Here is an 18146-nt window from a genome sequence, read left to right as displayed (position 1 = left end):
TACACTAAGCTCTAGTGAGTTTGGTGAGGAGAAACAAGATTGCAAGGGACTGGAATGTGGAGGCGTTCAGCTGACATCACGGCGAAGCATGATGTTGGGAGCCGGATTTAAGGAGGACGGTATACTGTAAGAGAGGCGTTTTGGCTGAATGGAAGCCTGATGGCTATCTCATTGTAGGTTTATTGATGTCTGGGCCAAAATCCAGACAAAAAAAAGAGCGCATTGCTGCGCTCTTTTTCACTGAACAGCTCGAATTATACGGTTTCGAGGTTTACAGCGCTCTGACGGCCATCACGACCAGCTTCCAGTTCGTAAGTTACGTCCTGGCCATCAGCCAGAGTAGACAGACCGGAGCGCTCTACTGCAGAGATGTGAACAAATACGTCTTTGCTTCCATCTTCAGGTGCAATAAAACCGAAACCTTTAGTGCTGTTGAACCATTTCACGGTGCCTTTAGCCATCGTGATATCTCCTAGTTAGTGTGCCGCTGCGACATGCAGATGGCTTTGGTTGCGTCAGGGCGAAATCGAGTGCACTGACGCCTAAAAAGGAGACAGGGTGTCGATAGTCTTAACGTAGAGACGGCATTCCACATATTGACTGATAAGTAAAGATCCAGCTTTCCATTTGATGCCTGTAGAACCAATTTTTTTAAATTCTCTGTGTTTTTACTGAGTCAAATCCTAACTTATTCCCTGATGTTTTCACAAAACGCATAAAAGTTGAGGGAAAACCCGATGTTAGGTCACCTTGTGGTTGCATTGCGGGTTTTGCCGATATTCGCGCAAATATTCCTCACTATGTGAAAAAAATTCCATGAACATGCTCTAAGCGCTTGCAATAGGGAGTGGTCCGAGATAGTGACCGCCCCCAAGCTTTTAAGTTCCTCTCGGATTTTGAAACCTCCAAGATGCTGTTGTCTGCTTACTTTGTTCCCCTGTGAATAAAGATGCAGGCGTCGATCACCTTTGATTCTCCGATCTGTGTGTGTTTATCGGACAATTGAAGATGGGTCCTGCTCCTCTGATCTGGCTGGCGCGCCTGTTTATGCGTTTCGCGACTTTCAGCAGATGGCAGGATAGGGTCTTTGAGCAAGGTTGCGGCAACAGCCTTTTGCTCCCTCGTCCCTTTGTGATCGTACCCAGCACTCGTGGCAGGGGTTCACTTGAGATCTCAGGAACCAAAAGCAAGGGTTGGATAGCACCGGCGCGTTGCGAGCACATGGCTCGACGGGTTTGACGCTATCTTCGTGTACTTAAGAGAAAGAGCGCCAGCGACAACAAGCCAAGCGCTCCAAGAAGAATAAGAAGAGATTGTCATGTTCCCGGAGTTACAATCCGAGCGCTTGATCCTACGCGATTTTCGCGAGAGTGATTTTGATATTCATAATGCGTCTTTGAATGATTTCGATGTGAGCAAGATGCTGACTGTCGTTCCGCATCCTTATACAAAGGATGATGGTGACTGGTGGTTTGACCATTGCCGCACGACATCTCACAGCGAAGAGATCAACTGGGTGATCGACAATGGCGAAGGCCTTGTCGGCGTCATCGGCATCCGCAATGTCTCAACAACACCGCACCTCGGTTACTGGCTGGCTAAATCTCAATGGGGTAAAGGTTATGCCAGTGAAGCAACCAACCTGGTATGCGATTATGTGTTCAACCGGCTGAATGCGGCTGCGATGAACACCGGCCTGTTCACCATCAATCCGAAGTCTCTGAATGTGCTTCAGAAGAACGGGTTTGAGGTAACTGGTGAGACTAAAGAGAAGAACCGCGCACGTGGTGATCTCGAAATGGATTACACTACAGTTACGCTGACCCGGGACAGATGGACATCGATGCAGGCGATTGCCGCCTGACGGTCCAGTCTCTAAAGCAACTTGTCTTTAGAGATTTGTTCTTGCGTATCTGAATTTTAAAAGGCTTGCGAATTGATGTTCGTGAGCCTTTTGGCTGTTCAGGGCAGTAAACCATAAATCAGGTTGCTTATTCTTTTCCGGAAAGCGCTAGACACTTTTCGGGAACACGCTTAAGCAATAAAATTAGCCAGATTTGCCGTTCCGCCCTTGGCGGGAGCGCAATAGGGCTTTATGACGTCCTCCAAAGAACGTCACAGGTGGACGAAAGAGAATAAAATGAAATTCCTCGATCAGGCAAAGATCTTTGTAAAGTCTGGTGATGGTGGCGCGGGCAGCGTCAGCTTCCGCCGTGAGAAATATGTTGCCGAAGGTGGACCCGACGGCGGTGATGGTGGCCGTGGTGGCGATGTATGGGTTGAGTGCGTTGATGGCCTCAACACACTGATCGACTATCGCTACGCACAGCACTACAAAGCAAAAATCGGCATGCATGGCATGGGCCGCAACAGAACCGGCGCCAAGGGCGACGATGTTGTGCTTCGTGTTCCTGTAGGCACTCAGATTCTTGAAGAAGACAACGAGACCGTTCAGGCGGACATGACTGAGATTGGTCAGCGCTTGTTGCTTCTGAAAGGTGGTAATGGCGGTTTCGGTAACGCACACTTCAAATCCTCAACCAACCAGGCACCGCGCCATGCGAACCCTGGTCTTGAAGGTGAAGAAAAGTGGATTTGGCTGCGGCTGAAGCTGATTGCGGATGCTGGACTTGTGGGCCTGCCAAACGCTGGCAAATCCACCTTCCTCTCCGCTGTATCAGCAGCACGCCCGAAAATTGCGGATTATCCGTTCACCACGCTGCACCCGAACCTGGGTGTGTGTGAACTCGACAATCGCGGCTTTGTGCTCGCTGACATTCCGGGACTCATTCGTGGTGCACACGAAGGTCATGGTCTTGGCGACCGTTTCCTTGGCCACGTGGAGCGGACTCGCGTTCTGTTGCATCTGGTGGATGGCTCTGGAGAAGAAGACCCGGCAGATTCTTACCGCACCATTCGCGGTGAGCTGGAAGCTTATGGCCATGGTTTGGATGAGAAGGCTGAGATTGTTTGTCTTTCCAAAGCAGATGCACTGACAGACGAGTTGCGCGAAGAGCGCTTTAAGTCTCTTGAAGAAGCCTGCGGTCAGAAGCCTTTGATCATTTCGTCTGCCAGTGGTGAAAACATCGACACTGCTCAGCGCATGATCATTCGTGCAATTGACAAGGATAAGCAAGACGAGGCCAATGCCATTCCTTCTGATGGAATTGAGGAGTGGCGCCCGTAATGGCTCGAAGTCTGAGCGACTATAAGCGCATCACCGTTAAAATCGGCTCTGCCCTTCTGGTAGAAAAGGGCCGATTGAAACGTGAGTGGCTGGAATCGCTGGCAGATGACCTTCAGGCTCTTTCCGAAGCTCGGAAAGAAGTGCTGGTGGTCTCTTCCGGTTCCATTGCTCTTGGTCGTGGTGTGCTTGGTCTGCCAGCTGGTCCGCTCAAACTGGAGCAGGCGCAAGCCGCCGCTTCTGTGGGCCAGATTGCACTTGCTCAGGCGTATTCTGAAATTCTCGGTGCGCGTGGTTTAACGGCAGGTCAGATTCTGCTGACGCTCGGCGACACGGAAGAGCGTCGCCGTTACCTGAATGCACGCGAGACGATTGGCACATTGCTGAAGATGGGCGCTGTGCCGATCATCAACGAGAATGACAGCGTTGCGACCTCTGAGATCCGCTATGGCGATAACGACCGTCTGGGCGCCCGTGTGGCGACTATGGCGAGTGCGGATCTTCTTGTGCTGCTGTCTGATGTGGACGGGCTTTACACCGCCGCTCCGCAGACAGATCCTGATGCTATCTTCCTGCCTGAGGTTCCTCAGGTGACACAGGAGATTGAGGCTATGGCCGGTGCGCCGGGAACGGCCTTCTCCTCCGGTGGCATGAAGACCAAGATTGATGCGGCTAAGATTGCGCAGAGCGCTGGTACGTCTATGATCATTGCCAGTGGCAAGACCATGAACCCGCTTAACGCAATTGAAAATGGCGCACGGGCAACATGGTTCCCTGCTCCATCCTCACCCGCTCGTGCCCGCAAAACGTGGATCAGCGGTCACCTGAAGCCGCATGGCACCATTCAGCTGGATGCAGGTGCGCTGAAAGCTGTGAAGGCGGGCAAGAGCCTGCTGCCAGCAGGGGTGACCAAAGTGGATGGCACATTCACACGTGGTGATGCTGTGCGTATTATAGATGCGGACGGGCATGATGTGGGTCGCGGTCTTGTGGCCTATGATTACGGTGAGGCCTCTCTCATCATCGGGCGCAACAGCAAAGAAATTGAAGCCATTGTTGGCTATCCGGGACGGGCAGAAATGGTCCATACGGACGACCTTGTGCTCTCTAAATCTGATTTGGACAATTCATAGAAACTGTTTAGGTTGACCAAGTTCAACCAGTGATGACTTAAGGGTTTTGCAGATGCTGAATACTTCTGAAGTGGCAAATGCGGACAACACCGATGTTCGCGACCTGATGGCAACTCTTGGCAAAAAGGCACGCGCTGCTGCACGTACTCTAGCCATTGCCCCCACAAGCCAGAAGAACAAAGGCCTGGAAGCGATGGCAGCTGCCGTTCGCTCTGCAACCCCTGAGATCCTCAAAGCGAATGCGATTGATCTGGAGAGCATGCAGGCCAATGGTCAGCTGGCATCCTTTATTGATCGCGGCACATTGAACGAAGAGCGCATTGAGGCCATTGCCTGCGCACTGGAAGACATTGCCAAGCTGGAAGACCCTGTCGGTTCTACGATAGCAGACTGGAAACGTCCGAACGGGCTGGATATCTCGCGCGTCCGCACGCCTCTTGGTGTAATTGGCGTAATCTACGAGAGCCGTCCGAACGTGACTGCGGATGCCGGAGCATTGTGCCTGAAGGCTGGTAATGCTGTTGTGCTGCGCGGCGGTTCAGACACCATCAACTCCAACCTTGCTATCTATAAAGCTTTGCAGGCTGGCCTTGCAGACGCCGGACTGCCAGTAGATGCCATTCAGATTGTACCGGTGAAAGACCGTGCTGCTGTAGGCGAAATGCTGAAGGGTCTGGATGGTAATCTTGATGTGATCATTCCACGTGGTGGCAAGAGCCTTGTTGCCCGTGTTCAGGATGAGGCCCGTGTGCCTGTGTTTGCGCATCTGGAAGGTCTGGTTCATATCTTCATCGACAAAAAGGCCGATCTGGATAAGGCGATTGAAATCACCGTCAATTCCAAGATGCGCCGGACGGGCATTTGTGGTGCTACTGAGACGCTGCTGGTTGATGAAGCTGTGGCAGCAACCATTTTGCCGCCAATTCTTGCTGCTCTTCAACAGAAGGGCTGCCAGATACGCGGTGATGAAGACGTTATGATGCTTTGCCCAACCGCTTCTGAGGCGACTGACGACGACTGGTCGACTGAATATCTGGATGCGATCATCTCTGTGAAGATTGTTGGCGGTCTGGAAGATGCGATTGAGCATATTGGGATCTACGGTTCCAATCACACAGACTGCATCATCACAGAAGACCAGATTGCGGCCCGCAAATTCCTTGCAGAAGTGGACTCGGCTATCGTTCTTCACAATGCATCCACACAGTTTGCGGATGGTGGTGAGTTTGGCATGGGCGCCGAAATAGGCATCGCAACTGGCCGCATGCATGCACGCGGACCTGTTGGTGTGGAACAGCTGACCAGCTTCAAATACGTGGTTCGCGGGAACGGCCAAACGCGTCCATGACGAACTCCGACCCCACAATGGGCGATAGCCACGGCAAGCTTGGGATTGTGCAACCAGACTGGATGCGCCTTCCCTATGCCGCACCGGGCAATCGCATTGGTTTGTTTGGCGGGTCGTTTAATCCCCCACATCCCGGCCATCTTATGGTGGCGGAGACGGCGTTGCGGCGCTTGAACCTGCATCAGATCTGGTGGCTGGTCACGCCCGGAAACCCGCTGAAGTCTCACCGAAACCTCGCGCCCCTGGAAGAACGTGTTGCCGCCGCGCAGGCTTTGGCACGACATCCACGCATGAAGGTGACGGCCTATGAGAAGGTGCTTGGCACCTCTTACACGGCAAGTACGGTGGAGCAATTAAAGCTGCGCAGACCGCATCTGAATTTTGTCTGGGTTATGGGTGCAGACAATCTCTCCAATTTTCACCATTGGCAAAACTGGCAGAGCATTATAGAAGGGGTGCCTGTGGCAATTGTTGACCGGCCCAAAGCGACCCTTTCGTCTCTTTCCGCTCAAGTTTGCCAAAGGTATGCCTTTGCTCAATTAAAAGAAAAAAGTGCAGACCACCTGCCTGAGTGCAAAGCCCCGTGCTGGACCATTTTACGTGGTCCGCTGGATGAAACCTCTTCCACCCTCCTGAGGAATAGAGGACACACCCCAGGGTAACTTTACGCTTTTTACGGCAAGTAGTGTCTTGAAAATGCCATAGGGACCTGAGTATTCTTCTTGACGGAAGGCTTGAGTTTGTGCATTTCAGGCTTTTCGACCGGCAGAGTACTGCTTTCTCTAACCATGGCGAGGGCTCTTAAGCTGACCATGACAACTCAACATGAAGGGACGGACACCATCGCTCCTCTTCAACCGCATGATCCCACCAATGAGGGGGACGTGCTTGCACTGATCCTCAACAGCCTGGAGAATTCCAAGGCTGAGGATATCGTATCTCTAGATCTTACAGGCAAATCTGCTCTGGCTGATCACATGGTTGTGGCTTCTGGCCGCTCTCATCGCCATGTGGGTGCTGTTGCCGACTACCTGCTCCGTGATCTGAAAGATGCTGGCTACGGTAACGCTCGCGTTGAGGGCATGCCGCATTGTGACTGGGTGCTCATCGATATCGGTGATGCAATCATTCACATTTTCCGCCCAGAAGTCCGCAGTTTCTACAATGTAGAAAAAATGTGGTCTGCGGATAGCTCTGCACCGACGCAGTTCATCGGATAGTATCAGTGCTTCTTTGAAGCACTGACTATTACGCCAGTCAATTCTCTACCCCTTTGGGGGAATGAGGGAGTCTGGGCAAATGCCGCTGATGCAGGTGCTGCTCCATCTGCATGAGATCTTTTTGCGGGTCACTACGATCTAATCCCGGAGACTTTATGAAAGTCACGATTGCCTGCGTCGGCAAAATGAAAGCTGGCGCGGAAAAGGACATGCTTGAACGCTATCTGGACCGAGCCCGCAAAGCTGGCCGTTCCGTTGGCATTGCTTCTGTGTCCGTGGTGGAATTTTCAGAGAGTCGGGCTGCCCGTACGAGTGATCGAAAAGACGAAGAAGCGCAACTGCTGCTCAATGCGCTTCCTTCCGGTGCGATCCTGATTGCACTGGATGAGCACGGCAAGGCACTTTCCAGCGAAGCCTTTGCCAAAAAGGTTGGCGGTTGGGCCGATCAGGGTATTTCGGATATGGTGCTCGCCATTGGCGGTGCCGACGGCCATGGCCAAGCGCTGTTGCAACGCGCAGACCTGAAGCTCGCTTTGGGCTCCATGACATGGCCTCACCAACTCGTCCGCATCCTGTGCGGCGAGCAAATCTACCGCGCAATCACCATACTGACAGGGCATCCGTATCATCGGGCGTGAATGGTGCGGAGGTTGCCGCTCTTATTCCAAAACCTTCCACTAAGACTGTTTTGTATTTGCCCATTCCGGTTTCACCTGCCCGAATGGCTACTGTAGATATTGATGTTTTTACTGGAAGTCGCTAAGCCTTCAACGTGGTTGACACTTCCTTAACGCTGTCTGGAGCATTATCCTCGGCGTTAACTTTGGGGCTGCGTGCCTGTTGTTTTGCAGGGTTGGTCTACGTCGATATTTTAGTATTAAGGTCAGCGTTTTGCTCTGCGCTGCACTTTGGGAGTTCAATTGTTGCGTCTTAGGGGAAACCTGATCCTCCGATTGGTGACAAGCTTTGCCTTGTTTTTTGCGGTAGCGCTTGTTCTGCCGCTGCAAAGTACTGCGCAAAAACTGACGAACGTTTCCTTTAAAATTGAAGATGGCGAGATTGATCCAGAGGATCCGGCAGCGATTGCCCTGCTCCAAAAAAAGGAACGGGAAAAAGAGCTTCGCAGCCTGAATGAGAACATCTCTCTATCCAAAGAGAAGCGTGAAGAAATTCAACGCTCCATTCGTGCGCTGGAGCGTGATGGTGAGAGCCTGAGCGGAGAGTTGATCCGTACCGGTGAGCGTATGAAAAAACTGGAAAACCAGTTGGAAGCCACTGAAGCGCGTTTGGGCCGGCATAGAAAAAATGAGCAATCTGTCCGGGCGTCATTGAATGAACGTAAAGATGTTTTAGCTGAAGTTTTAAGCGCTTTGCAACGGATCGGTCATCGCCCGCCGCCAGCAATGGTCGTGCGTCCTCAGGATGCTCTTGGTGCGGTACGCAGTGCGATCCTGCTCAACTCAATCATGCCAGAAGTGCGGATTGAGGCGGAAGCACTGGCGAGTGATCTTGCTGAATTGTCTCGGCTTCGAGCAAAAATTGAAGCAGAGCGCAACCGGGTTCGAAGTGGTGCAATACAGATGGCTGAAGAGCGTCATCGTGTTGAATTGCTTTTAGAAAAGAAGAAGGCAGCACGGCAGGAGAGCCTTGCAGCGCTGGAAGCCGAGAAGGCTCGCGCCAGGGAACTAGCCGAAAAGGCAACCTCTTTGAAAGAGTTGCTTGCTAACCTTGAAAGAGAAGTGGATAGCAGCCGTCGTGCGGCAGAAGCAGCGCGACTTGCGGACATTGAGCGGCAAAACCGGATCGCCTCCGGTGATCCGTTTGCTGATCCGAGCCGATTGAAACCGGTTGTTGCTTTTTCGGATACCCTTGGGCTTTTGCCTGATCCGGTGTCTGGAACGCTCCTGCAAGACTTTGGGGTTGCAGATGGTTTTGGCAACGTAACAACTGGCCAATCCATTGCGACACGCCCGAATGCCCAGGTCACCTCCCCCACTGATGGTTGGGTGGTGTATGCAGGGGATTTCCGCTCTTACGGGCAGATGGTAATTGTTAATGCAGGCGGCGGATACCATGTCCTTATGTCCGGGCTGGACGATGTCATGGTGGAGTTAGGGCAGTTTATTCTAGCTGGAGAGCCAATCGCTAAAATGGGAGAAACGCGCCTCGCAAGCGCTAATAACCTTAATTTTAGTTTGGACCAGCCGGTTTTATATGTAGAATTCAGGAAAGACGGCACTGCAATCGACCCCAACCCATGGTGGTCACGCGCCGAAAACGAAAAGGTTCGCGGATGATACGGAAAGCATCGCTTTTGTTGGTTGGCGTAGTCATGGGGGCTACGGCGGTCGTAACATATTCTCAGGCACCATTCAGATTTGCTGAACCAGCTTCTGCTGCGTCTCCTGATACCTACAATCAGCTTAATCTGTTTGGCGACGTGTTTGAACGTGTGCGCTCTGATTATGTAGAGGAGCCAGCTGACTCCAAGCTGATCGAGACCGCTATCAACGGCATGCTCACCAGCCTTGATCCGCACTCCAGCTATCTGCCTCCAAAGAGCTTCCGCGATATGCAGGTGCAGACCCGCGGCGAGTTTGGTGGCCTTGGTATTGAAGTGACCATGGAAGACGGCCTTGTGAAGGTTGTTGCTCCTATCGACGACACTCCGGCTTACAAAGCAGGCGTACAGGCAGGTGACCTGATTACCCATCTTGATGGGGAACAGGTTATGGGCCTTACCTTGAATGAGGCTGTCGAAAAAATGCGCGGTCTGGTGAACACAGACATCGTCATTACAGTGCGTCGTGAAGGTATCAACGAACCAACCGATATCACCATCACCCGTGATGTGATCCGCATTCGCTCTGTTCGCTGGAACAAAGAAGACGACATCGGTTACATCCGCATCACGCAGTTTAACGAACAGACCTTTGATGGCCTGGAAAACGCTGTTGATGAGCTGACTGCTGAAATCGGCGAAGATAACCTGAAGGGCTTTGTGCTGGATCTGCGCAACAACCCAGGCGGTTTGCTGGATCAGGCGATTGCTGTTTCTGATGCGTTCCTGAACCGTGGTGAAATTGTTTCTACCCGTGGCCGTAATGCTGAAGAGACCCAGCGCTATAACGCTCGCAATGGTGACCTGACTGAAGGCGCGCCTGTGATCGTTCTGGTAAATGGCGGTTCTGCGTCAGCTTCCGAGATTGTAGCTGGTGCTCTGCAGGATCATCGCCGCGCAACTATTCTGGGCACACGTTCCTTCGGTAAAGGTTCTGTACAGACCATCATTCCACTTGGTGCGAATGGTGCGATCCGTCTGACAACTGCTCGTTATTACACACCGTCTGGCAACTCCATTCAGGCTAAGGGTATCCGCCCTGACATCATTTCCTTGCAGGAACTGCCTGATGAGCTGAAAGGCCGTGCTGAAACCAAAGGCGAAGCAGGTCTGCGTGGTCACCTTCAGGCTGAAGAAGGCGACGAGGGTTCTGGCAGTCAGGCTTATGTGCCACAGGACAAAGACAAAGATGTGCAGCTGAACCTGGCAAAATCCCTGCTCCGCGGCGAGAAGACTGATGCAGCCTTCCCACCAAGTGCAGACAGTGCAGCAAACGAATCCAAATAATTCAGAGTATCGAGCGCTTCATCCGGAGCGCTCGATTTCTATCTATTTGTTTTCAGGCATATACCTCTCCGAAAACCGGTAGCCACATTTCGGGGATATGCTATAAAGTGATTAAGGACGCCGCGCTAAACCTTCGTTTGGCGCGGCGGAATTTTATGACAGGGTGGGGGCACCAATGGTTAGGAGCGATTTGACAGCTCCGCTTGGAATGAACAAGCGTCGGAGCATCGGGCGATTGCCGCTCGGCCTGATTGGTGTCGCCATCATGACTGTTATTTTCACCACCGGCTTTATCTGGATCGGCATTGTTGATGACCCCAACGGTGGCGAGCCGATGGCGACTATCGAGCTTTCCAGCGCTCTTGATGGTGTTGCTCCCAGTGATATCGAGATTGTTGATCTACCGGATGGTTCTCAACTGGCCCAGATTGGGTCTGACCAGTTTAATGCCAATGGTTTTGGACAGGATGGCAGCTATCGTCCCTCTCGTCCGGCAGGCGCAAACGCGCAGGATCAGGCCAGTGGACCTACATCACTCGTCGACTTGGCCCGGCGTGTTGATTATGAGGGGCTGGATGGTGGCTTCTCAAGCGAGTCGCTTTCTACCGACCCAATTGATCAGCTACTCGAGCCCAACAAGTTCGGCTCCCTTCCCAAGATCTCTGCTGAGGGTATTCGACCGCTTGATGCCTATGCACGGCGGCCTAACCCTGCAGCGCTGACACAGGCGCGGATTGCTATTTTAATCAATGGTATCGGGCTTAACTCCGATATGACGCTCAAGGCCATTGAGGATCTCCCGGCTGACATCTCTTTGGGGCTTTCTCCATATGGTGATGACATCAACAGCTGGATGAAATCCGCACGCCTTTCCGGGCATGAAGTGCTTCTTCAAGCTCCAATGGAGCCGTTTGATTATCCTGACAACGACGCTGGCCCGCAAAGCCTGTTGACCAATCTGGACAGGAAGCAGAACGAGGAGCGCCTCTCCTGGGTTCTTGGGCAGACCAGCAATTATGTAGGGCTTGTCAATTTCATGGGCGACCGTTTCACCTCTAACGAGACCCGTATGAGTGAGTTCCTCAGCAAGGTTCGTGATCGTGGCCTGATGTATGTTGATGACGGTTCGTCTCCCCGCTCAAGAGCAAGCGAGGTTGCCGGGACGCAGAAAGTGCCATTTGTGCAGGCTGATCTGGTTCTGGACCAGAACCTGAGCGCCGAAGCCATTGGTACACAGTTGCTGGAATTGGAAACAATTGCTCGTCAACGCGGCATTGCCGTCGCAACTGCGACTGCTTTCCCTGTTACGTTAAATGCTTTGGAGGCGTGGTCACAGCGGCTGGAGGAGCGCGGTCTTTCTCTCGTTCCAATCAGCTCTGCTATCAATTCCACACGCTAGAGCCTGTTGCGTTCATATGAACTCACGCATCATGCTCCAATCTTTCTTCTGCGCGTAGTCCCGAAAGATAGCTCCGGTTTTCGGGACTACGTACTCAACTCTCTTTATTGGACCAGACATGACCGATTACAGCGCTCTTCCTTTTCGCCCTTGTGTTGGCATCATGCTTATCAATAGGGATGGGCTTGTCTGGGCCGGCAAACGCTATGGTGACAAACAGCCTATTCCTGAAGAGTTTGCCTGGCAGATGCCACAGGGTGGCCTGGACAAAGGGGAAGACCCGCTGGAAGCTGCGAGACGTGAGCTTTATGAAGAGACCTCTGTGAAGTCCATCACACTGCTGGCTGAAGCGCCTGACTGGTTCTCCTACGATTTTCCTGAGGAGATTCAACGCCAAGTGCGCAAGGCTAAGTATCGCGGCCAAACACAACGCTGGTTTGCATTCGGCTTTGATGGTGATGACAGCGAAATCAACATCCTGACTCCACCTGACGGGCATGCGCAGGAGTTTTGTGAGTGGCGCTGGGAAAAAGCCGAGAACCTTGCCGGCCTTGTGATCCCGTTCAAGCACCAAGTCTATCTGGATGTGGTTGAAGCGTTCTCTGAGTTCACAAGCTGATACGGCTTGGAGATGTTGTACCATCTCGCCAGTGTGGTTTTCTAATACGTAGAATATCGGCAACCATCAGGTTTTGCTTAGCGCATACATTTGGAATGCGCTAAGCAGCTCACGTGAAGAACTTTTTTCGGGCTTCCTGTTCGATCGCATGCCGGAGTTGCAGGTCTGCTAGTTTTGCCATTTCGGATTTCCAGTCTGGCGTGCCTTCAGCTTTTTGAACAACAAGCCGCTGAGCATCTATCTCTTTCTTCAATTCAATCTCGCGCGGTACAGCCCCGGCATCAGCCATGATCCTCATGCCTGCAGCTGTATCAAGAGAACCAGGTGCACGCGCTGGCAGCGGCTTACCCTCTCCTTCAAGATTATTCAGCTGCCCTTCTGCTTGTGCTTTCAGGATTTGCCGCTCTGCAAGATTTTTAAAACCCATGATCTGTACTCATTTTCCTTTGAGATTACCTGAAAATCTGTAGGGTAGACGTAAGTCAGAACGCGATATTTGTCAATTTTATTGACAATAAAACGAATTAAAACATGTAAATCAAATGCTTAAAAAACCAGAATCCAAACCCGAAATGCTTTATGCTGGCATTCAGATGACCCGACCGTTGCTCCGTACCATCAGCAATCGGGTTGAGGCGGATCTTGAAGGAACCGACCTTACTGTCGGTCAGCGTGCTATGCTGGAAGCTACGCTTGCTTTGGAGCAGGCAACAGCGCCGCAACTCACTGATTTTCTGCAGCTGAAGCGCCAATTTGTGGCCAAGGTCCTCAAAGAATTGCTGGACAAGGAGCAAGTGGCACAGGTGAGCAATCCGCGGCACAAGCGCTCCGTGTTTTATTGTTTGACACCATCAGGCAAAGCGCTGATTAAAAAAGTTCGCAAGGCCGAGATGAAACGGATAGAAGAGTTCGCGAAGGTATTTTCCGAGGAAGAGGTGGAAACCTATTATCGCATGCAGTGCGTTTTGAATGACGCATTGTCCAAGCGCTCTTAGGATCCACGAGTTTAAAGATGCGCGATTGATTGCGGTATGCTGAGATTGGATTGAGATATGAGCAGGTTCTGGAGCCCGATTGTCCAAAAACTGGAGCCCTACATCCCAGGGGAACAACCGAAGCAACAGACCTTTATCAAACTGAATACCAATGAGAACCCATGGGGGCCCTCTCCGCGTGCTTTGGAAGCAATTGCTGCGGCCACAGGCGATGCCTTACGGTTGTATCCTGACCCGTCTGCTTCTGACCTGAGAGCAAGTATTGCATCCTCTCTTCAGCTGACCTCTGACCATATCTTTGCAGGTAATGGCAGTGACGAGGTGTTGGCACATGCGTTTCATGCCTTCTTCAGCGGGAAAGAGCCAATTCTCTTTCCGGAGATCACCTACGCGTTCTACCCAACCTATTGTAAGCTTTACTCGATTGAACATCAGCTGATGCCTCTCGGCAGTGACTTCCGTATCAATCCCAGCGACTTTGCCGGGACTTGTGGTGGTGTCGTCATCGCAAATCCGAATGCGCCAACCGGTCTTGCCATGCCATTGGAGGATATCGAAGCAATCCTCAAAGCAAACCCGGATGTGGTGGTTCTTGTTGATGAGGCTTACATCGATTTTGGAGGGCAAAGCGCGGTTCAGCTTGTGCCAGATTATGACAACTTGCTGGTGGTGCAGACTTTCTCAAAGTCTCGCAGCCTTGCAGGAATGCGTGTTGGGTTTGCCGTGGGGCAACCGCATTTGATTGAGGGATTGCACAGGGTCAAGGACAGCTTCAACTCCTATCCCCTCGACAGGCTTTCACTTGCAGGCGCGCTTGCTGCCTGGGAGGACACGGAGTGGTTTGAAAAGACACGCGACCAGATTGTTGTAGATAGAGAGAAGCTCACCGAGAACCTTCAGGCGCTCAACTTTACGGTGTTGCCATCTTCGACAAACTTCATTTTCGCCTCTCACGCGCATGTTCCCGCGGAGCGGTTACATGCCGATTTGAGAGATCACGGCATTCTGGTTCGATACTTCAAGAAAGAGCGGATCAACGACTGGCTGCGTATTTCTATCGGAACCTCTGAAGAATGTACCACACTGGTGAAAGTGCTTCGGACGATGCTCTGAATATATTTTGTTATTTTACAGGGTGTTAGGTTTGAATGTCCTGCTCCTGTCGTGGTCATGTCGGCTGTTTGTCGTGGTGTTTTATTTAAGAAGCTTCCAGATTGCTCCTAGTTGAAGAACAGGAATTTTTCCGTGATTGTCAGAAAATTACGCATCGAAAAAGGGCTCTCTCAGGAACAGCTCGCACACATGGCAGGTATCAGCACGCGGACACTGCAGCGTATTGAGCGCGGCGCGAATGCGAGCCCCGAAACCCTGAAATGCATTGCTTCTGCTCTGGACACGGATTTTGGTGATCTCAGGAAGGAACAGGACATGCCCTCAGCATCCAATGGAATTTTGCCCGAGCTTTCCGGCAGAGAACAAGAAGCTATGGAGTATGTGCGGGACATACGAAGCTTTTACATGAACCTGATCCAGTACGCCGTTGTGATCACAGCTTTGGCAGTGCTGAACCTGCTCACATCGCCAGGTTACCTCTGGTTCCTGTGGGTTGCTTTTGGGTTTGGCATCGGCCTTGTTGCTCATGGTTTGAGTGTGTTCGAGGTCATCAATCCCTTTGGTGGCGATTGGGAAAAGCGTCAGATAAAGAAACGGTTGAGGCAGCGGCAGTAGCCGCTGTTATTCCAACACCGGCTCCCAGTTCTGCTCTTTCGCCAGAATACCGAGCAGGCACAGCTCGATAGCACTGGCCAGCGTATCCTCAAAGTTCATCTTCAAATGAGCCAGTTCAGGATGCTCCAGCGCTGCCAGCGAATTTTTGCGGTCTGCTTTCATCGGCCAAAGCCCTGCAACAATTGTGAAAACGTACTGGACTGCTGCAAGAGCTCCTGCCTCACTCATGTGTGGAAGGGCAGCGGTCAGTATCTCTGCCATCTGTCGGTGGCGATGCAGGAACTGCAGCTTCGCTTCTATAATGCGCTCTGTTGAGAGATTGTGCTCCAGAATTGGCGAAAGCTGGCTGACCAATAAACACAGGCGTGGATGGGTGAAGCACACCTTGGCCCAGAGCTTTGCAATACCTTTGAGATCTCGTTGGCTTTTAGGCTCACTCAGGGACTTTTCGAAGTCGGCAATCATGAGATCTGCCTCTTCCTGAAGCAGCGCGACAAGAATTTGCTCCCGGTTTTCATAGTATCGATAGAGACTGGATTTTGCGAGGCCAACCTCCCGCGCAACAGCGGAAAGGCTCGTGTTTTCAATACCTTCTCTATCCATCAGGATGCGTGTTGATGTGAGGATCATCTTCTCTCGTTCAGCAAAATGTTCCGCTGTCCGCGCACGCTTATAAGCCTTTGATTTTTCGCTCATATTCTCAATCACTCTTCGGCACATCATATAAACGACCAATGGTCGGTTATTGACTCTCACAAACTCTCCAAATAAACTACCGATGTTCTGTTATTTTGACAGTCTCAGGAGAGATACTTTGCAACAACAGCCAAATAATAAAAACAGTCAAGACCTTACAGGCAAAACGGCTGTGGTTACGGGCGGTAATGTGGGCCTCGGTTTTCAATCTGCTTTGGAATTAGCTGAGAGCGGTGCACATGTGGTGATTGCTTGCCGGTCCGTTGAAAAAGGCAAGACAGCAATGGCAAGGATTCACCAAAAGGTGAGCTCTGCTTCGCTAGAGGTGATACCGCTTGATCTGACCGACCGGGACAGCATTCACCAGTTTGCTCAGGTTTTCAGCAGCAAGCATGACCGACTGGATATTCTGCTCAGCAATGCAGGTGTCGTGAACCTGAAAGAGCTGGCACGCACCAAAGAAGGTTGGGAAATGCACTTCGCAACCAACCATCTAGGGCACTTTCTTTTGACTGGTTTATTGTTTGAAACGCTCGTTGCAACACCTGATGCACGCGTGGTGACCGTTTCCAGTGGTGCATACAAAGCTGCAAAAATGAACTTTGATGACCTGCATTGGGAGAACCGCCCATATGCACGGATTGGCAGCTACGCAGAGAGTAAGCTTGCCAATCTCCTGTTCATGTCTGCTTTGCAACGCCGATTTGATGCGGCTGGCTCATCCGCTAAATCTATGTCTGCCCATCCCGGTCTTGCGGCGACAGAGCGGCAACAATCTATTGGCATTGGCGGATGGTTGTCCCGTGTGATGGCACGACCAGTCTCATTTGGTGCTCGCCCTCAGATGATGGCGGCCACAAACCCTGACCTTCCCGCCTGCTCCTTCCTCGGTCCGCGCTTTGGCATGTGGGGTGCCCCAAGCCCAATCAAGCTTTCCGGCCTAGCTATTGACGAAAAGGTGCAAGAGAAGCTCTGGGCAGTTTCTGAGGAACTCACCGAGTTTCAGTATCCCAAAGTCACCGAAAATGCCTGAGGGTGTGGCACACTAGGAAGAGGTGCCCTGATCCCATTCAGCTTTAACCGTTTCGCTCTGCTCATTAGAGAGCGCTGCTGACTTGTGCTTATTGTACTCGTCAGCAGAGACAAGTTGGGCCAAAGCCCAGACGGCTGTCACGCAGACGGTTTCATCTTCGTCTTGCAAGTGGTTTAGCACGTGGGGGATGAGTTTTTCTTCTGCGCTGTTGCCTGCTGCGATGAGGCAGTTGCGGATGAAGCGGTTACGGCCAATGCGCTTAACCGGAGAACCAGAGAAGAACTTGCGGAAGGTTGGATCGTCCATTTGCAGCAGCTCTGCAAGGGCTGGTTCCATCAGGTCTTCGCGGGCCTGTAATTTGGCCTCACTGGCGGACTGGGCAAACTTGTTCCATGGGCAGACGGAAAGGCAATCATCGCAACCATAGATGCGGTTGCCAATTGGTTTGCGGAATTCCAGCGGAATTGGGCCGTGGTGCTCAATGGTCAGATAGGAGATGCAGCGGTTAGCATCTACTTGATACGGCGCTGGGAAAGCCTTCGTCGGGCAAACTGTGAGGCAGCGTTTGCAGTTGCCACAATGGTCGACTTCCGGCTCATCCAATGGCAAGTCCAGTGTTGAGAAAATCGCCCCGAGGAAGAACCAGGAGCCAAGCTCTCTGGACACGAGGTTTGAGTGCTTGCCTTGCCAGCCGAGCCCAGCGGAATGAGCCAGAGGTTTTTCCATTACCGGGGCCGTGTCCACAAACACCTTAACATCCCCACCGCCTTTGGAAACCAACAGGCTGGCCAGCTCTTTCATTTTGCCTTTGACGATGTCGTGATAATCGCGGTTGCGAGCATAGACTGAAATGTGCGCTTTATCTGGCTTGTCGCGCATTTCCATCGGGTCGATGTCAGGCCCATAATTCATCGCCAGCATGACAACAGAGCGGGCTTCCGGCCACAACTCTAACGGGCTTGAACGCCGGACTTCGGTTTCCGGCATCCATTCCATTGTGGCGTGATAACCCTGCTCAATGAAGTGATGTAGGCGCTCTGGCGCAAGTGGGATTGCATCCGCTGTGGTGATGCGGATGTCATCGAACCCGACTGCACGTGCGCGTTTGATCAGATCCGCCTTGACGCGTGCAGCTTGCTTCTCCGTCAACGGAGTGTCTGAAT

At 52.0% G+C, this 18146-nt stretch carries 19 protein-coding genes; 15 read left to right on the top strand and 4 right to left on the bottom strand.

The window, feature by feature from the left end; genetic code table 11:
• Positions 1-254 precede the first annotated feature (254 nt).
• The gene (locus PsW64_RS16845; RefSeq protein ID WP_057461563.1) at positions 255-461 is read right to left on the bottom strand and encodes a cold-shock protein; all 207 of its coding nucleotides are present in this window, start codon (positions 459-461) and stop codon (positions 255-257) included.
• An 857-nt stretch (positions 462-1318) separates the two neighbouring features.
• Here PsW64_RS16845 and PsW64_RS16840 point away from each other — a divergent pair.
• From PsW64_RS16840 to PsW64_RS16790, 11 genes are all read left to right on the top strand, one after another.
• On the top strand, positions 1319-1864 hold the full coding sequence (locus PsW64_RS16840) for a GNAT family N-acetyltransferase (RefSeq protein ID WP_057461562.1): 546 nt from the start codon (positions 1319-1321) through the stop codon (positions 1862-1864).
• Positions 1865-2140: 276 nt separating this feature from the next.
• Positions 2141-3187, top strand: a complete 1047-nt coding sequence (gene obgE, locus PsW64_RS16835) for a GTPase ObgE (protein ID WP_063299452.1) — start codon at positions 2141-2143, stop codon at positions 3185-3187.
• Positions 3187-4317, top strand: coding sequence for a glutamate 5-kinase (gene proB, locus PsW64_RS16830; protein ID WP_063299453.1), 1131 nt, complete (start codon positions 3187-3189; stop codon positions 4315-4317). The genes obgE and proB overlap by 1 nt, the downstream gene beginning before the upstream one ends.
• Positions 4318-4369: 52 nt before the next feature.
• A complete protein-coding gene (locus PsW64_RS16825; RefSeq protein ID WP_063304317.1) occupies positions 4370-5665 on the top strand; it encodes a glutamate-5-semialdehyde dehydrogenase in 1296 nt (431 codons plus the stop codon).
• Positions 5662-6327: a nicotinate-nucleotide adenylyltransferase gene (locus tag PsW64_RS16820; protein ID WP_082831142.1), complete on the top strand. Its 666-nt coding sequence runs from the start codon at positions 5662-5664 to the stop codon at positions 6325-6327. Before PsW64_RS16825 ends, PsW64_RS16820 begins: the two co-directional genes overlap by 4 nt.
• Before the next feature lie 126 nt (positions 6328-6453).
• Positions 6454-6885 (top strand): ribosome silencing factor, encoded by a 432-nt coding sequence (gene rsfS / locus PsW64_RS16815; RefSeq protein WP_208860027.1) that lies wholly within the window; start codon positions 6454-6456, stop codon positions 6883-6885.
• 155 nt (positions 6886-7040) lie between these two features.
• Positions 7041-7523, top strand: a complete 483-nt coding sequence (gene rlmH, locus PsW64_RS16810) for a 23S rRNA (pseudouridine(1915)-N(3))-methyltransferase RlmH (RefSeq protein WP_063304316.1) — start codon at positions 7041-7043, stop codon at positions 7521-7523.
• 282 nt (positions 7524-7805) lie between these two features.
• Positions 7806-9182 (top strand): murein hydrolase activator EnvC family protein, encoded by a 1377-nt coding sequence (locus tag PsW64_RS16805; protein ID WP_208980848.1) that lies wholly within the window; start codon positions 7806-7808, stop codon positions 9180-9182.
• Positions 9179-10513, top strand: a complete 1335-nt coding sequence (locus PsW64_RS16800; RefSeq protein ID WP_057462750.1) for a S41 family peptidase — start codon at positions 9179-9181, stop codon at positions 10511-10513. Before PsW64_RS16805 ends, PsW64_RS16800 begins: the two co-directional genes overlap by 4 nt.
• A gap of 175 nt (positions 10514-10688) precedes the next feature.
• Positions 10689-11912, top strand: coding sequence for a divergent polysaccharide deacetylase family protein (locus tag PsW64_RS16795; protein ID WP_208980847.1), 1224 nt, complete (start codon positions 10689-10691; stop codon positions 11910-11912).
• Positions 11913-12030: 118 nt separating this feature from the next.
• Complete coding sequence (locus PsW64_RS16790; protein ID WP_063286530.1) at positions 12031-12531, top strand: RNA pyrophosphohydrolase; 501 nt, start codon at positions 12031-12033, stop codon at positions 12529-12531.
• A 109-nt stretch (positions 12532-12640) separates the two neighbouring features.
• On the opposite strand, the gene PsW64_RS16785 is transcribed toward PsW64_RS16790, so the two are convergent.
• The gene (locus PsW64_RS16785) at positions 12641-12958 is read right to left on the bottom strand and encodes a DnaJ family domain-containing protein (protein WP_063286529.1); all 318 of its coding nucleotides are present in this window, start codon (positions 12956-12958) and stop codon (positions 12641-12643) included.
• A gap of 115 nt (positions 12959-13073) precedes the next feature.
• Here PsW64_RS16785 and PsW64_RS16780 point away from each other — a divergent pair, with 115 nt between their 5' ends.
• From PsW64_RS16780 to PsW64_RS16770, 3 genes are all read left to right on the top strand, one after another.
• Positions 13074-13526: a MarR family winged helix-turn-helix transcriptional regulator gene (locus tag PsW64_RS16780; protein ID WP_063286528.1), complete on the top strand. Its 453-nt coding sequence runs from the start codon at positions 13074-13076 to the stop codon at positions 13524-13526.
• A 57-nt stretch (positions 13527-13583) separates the two neighbouring features.
• Complete coding sequence (gene hisC / locus PsW64_RS16775; protein WP_063286527.1) at positions 13584-14639, top strand: histidinol-phosphate transaminase; 1056 nt, start codon at positions 13584-13586, stop codon at positions 14637-14639.
• A gap of 132 nt (positions 14640-14771) precedes the next feature.
• On the top strand, positions 14772-15254 hold the full coding sequence (locus PsW64_RS16770) for a helix-turn-helix domain-containing protein (RefSeq protein WP_063294209.1): 483 nt from the start codon (positions 14772-14774) through the stop codon (positions 15252-15254).
• Positions 15255-15260: 6 nt separating this feature from the next.
• Here PsW64_RS16770 and PsW64_RS16765 read toward each other — a convergent pair whose 3' ends face one another.
• Positions 15261-15950 (bottom strand): TetR/AcrR family transcriptional regulator, encoded by a 690-nt coding sequence (locus tag PsW64_RS16765; protein ID WP_063304314.1) that lies wholly within the window; start codon positions 15948-15950, stop codon positions 15261-15263.
• Between the two features lie 118 nt (positions 15951-16068).
• Between PsW64_RS16765 and PsW64_RS16760 the strand changes: the two genes are divergently transcribed.
• Positions 16069-16983 carry an oxidoreductase gene (locus PsW64_RS16760; RefSeq protein WP_063304313.1) on the top strand — a complete coding sequence of 305 codons (915 nt, stop codon included), beginning with the start codon at positions 16069-16071 and terminating at the stop codon, positions 16981-16983.
• 12 nt (positions 16984-16995) lie between these two features.
• Here PsW64_RS16760 and queG read toward each other — a convergent pair whose 3' ends face one another.
• Entirely contained in the window at positions 16996-18132 is a 1137-nt protein-coding gene (gene queG / locus PsW64_RS16755; protein ID WP_063304312.1) for a tRNA epoxyqueuosine(34) reductase QueG, read from the bottom strand.
• Between the last annotated feature and the right edge of the window lie 14 nt (positions 18133-18146).

Origin of the sequence: Pseudovibrio sp. W64 (assembly GCF_001623145.1) — a bacterium.
Lineage (GTDB): Bacteria > Pseudomonadota > Alphaproteobacteria > Rhizobiales > Stappiaceae > Pseudovibrio.
Note: the sequence above shows the minus strand (reverse complement) of the source record. Positions and strands in the feature narration are given on the sequence as shown.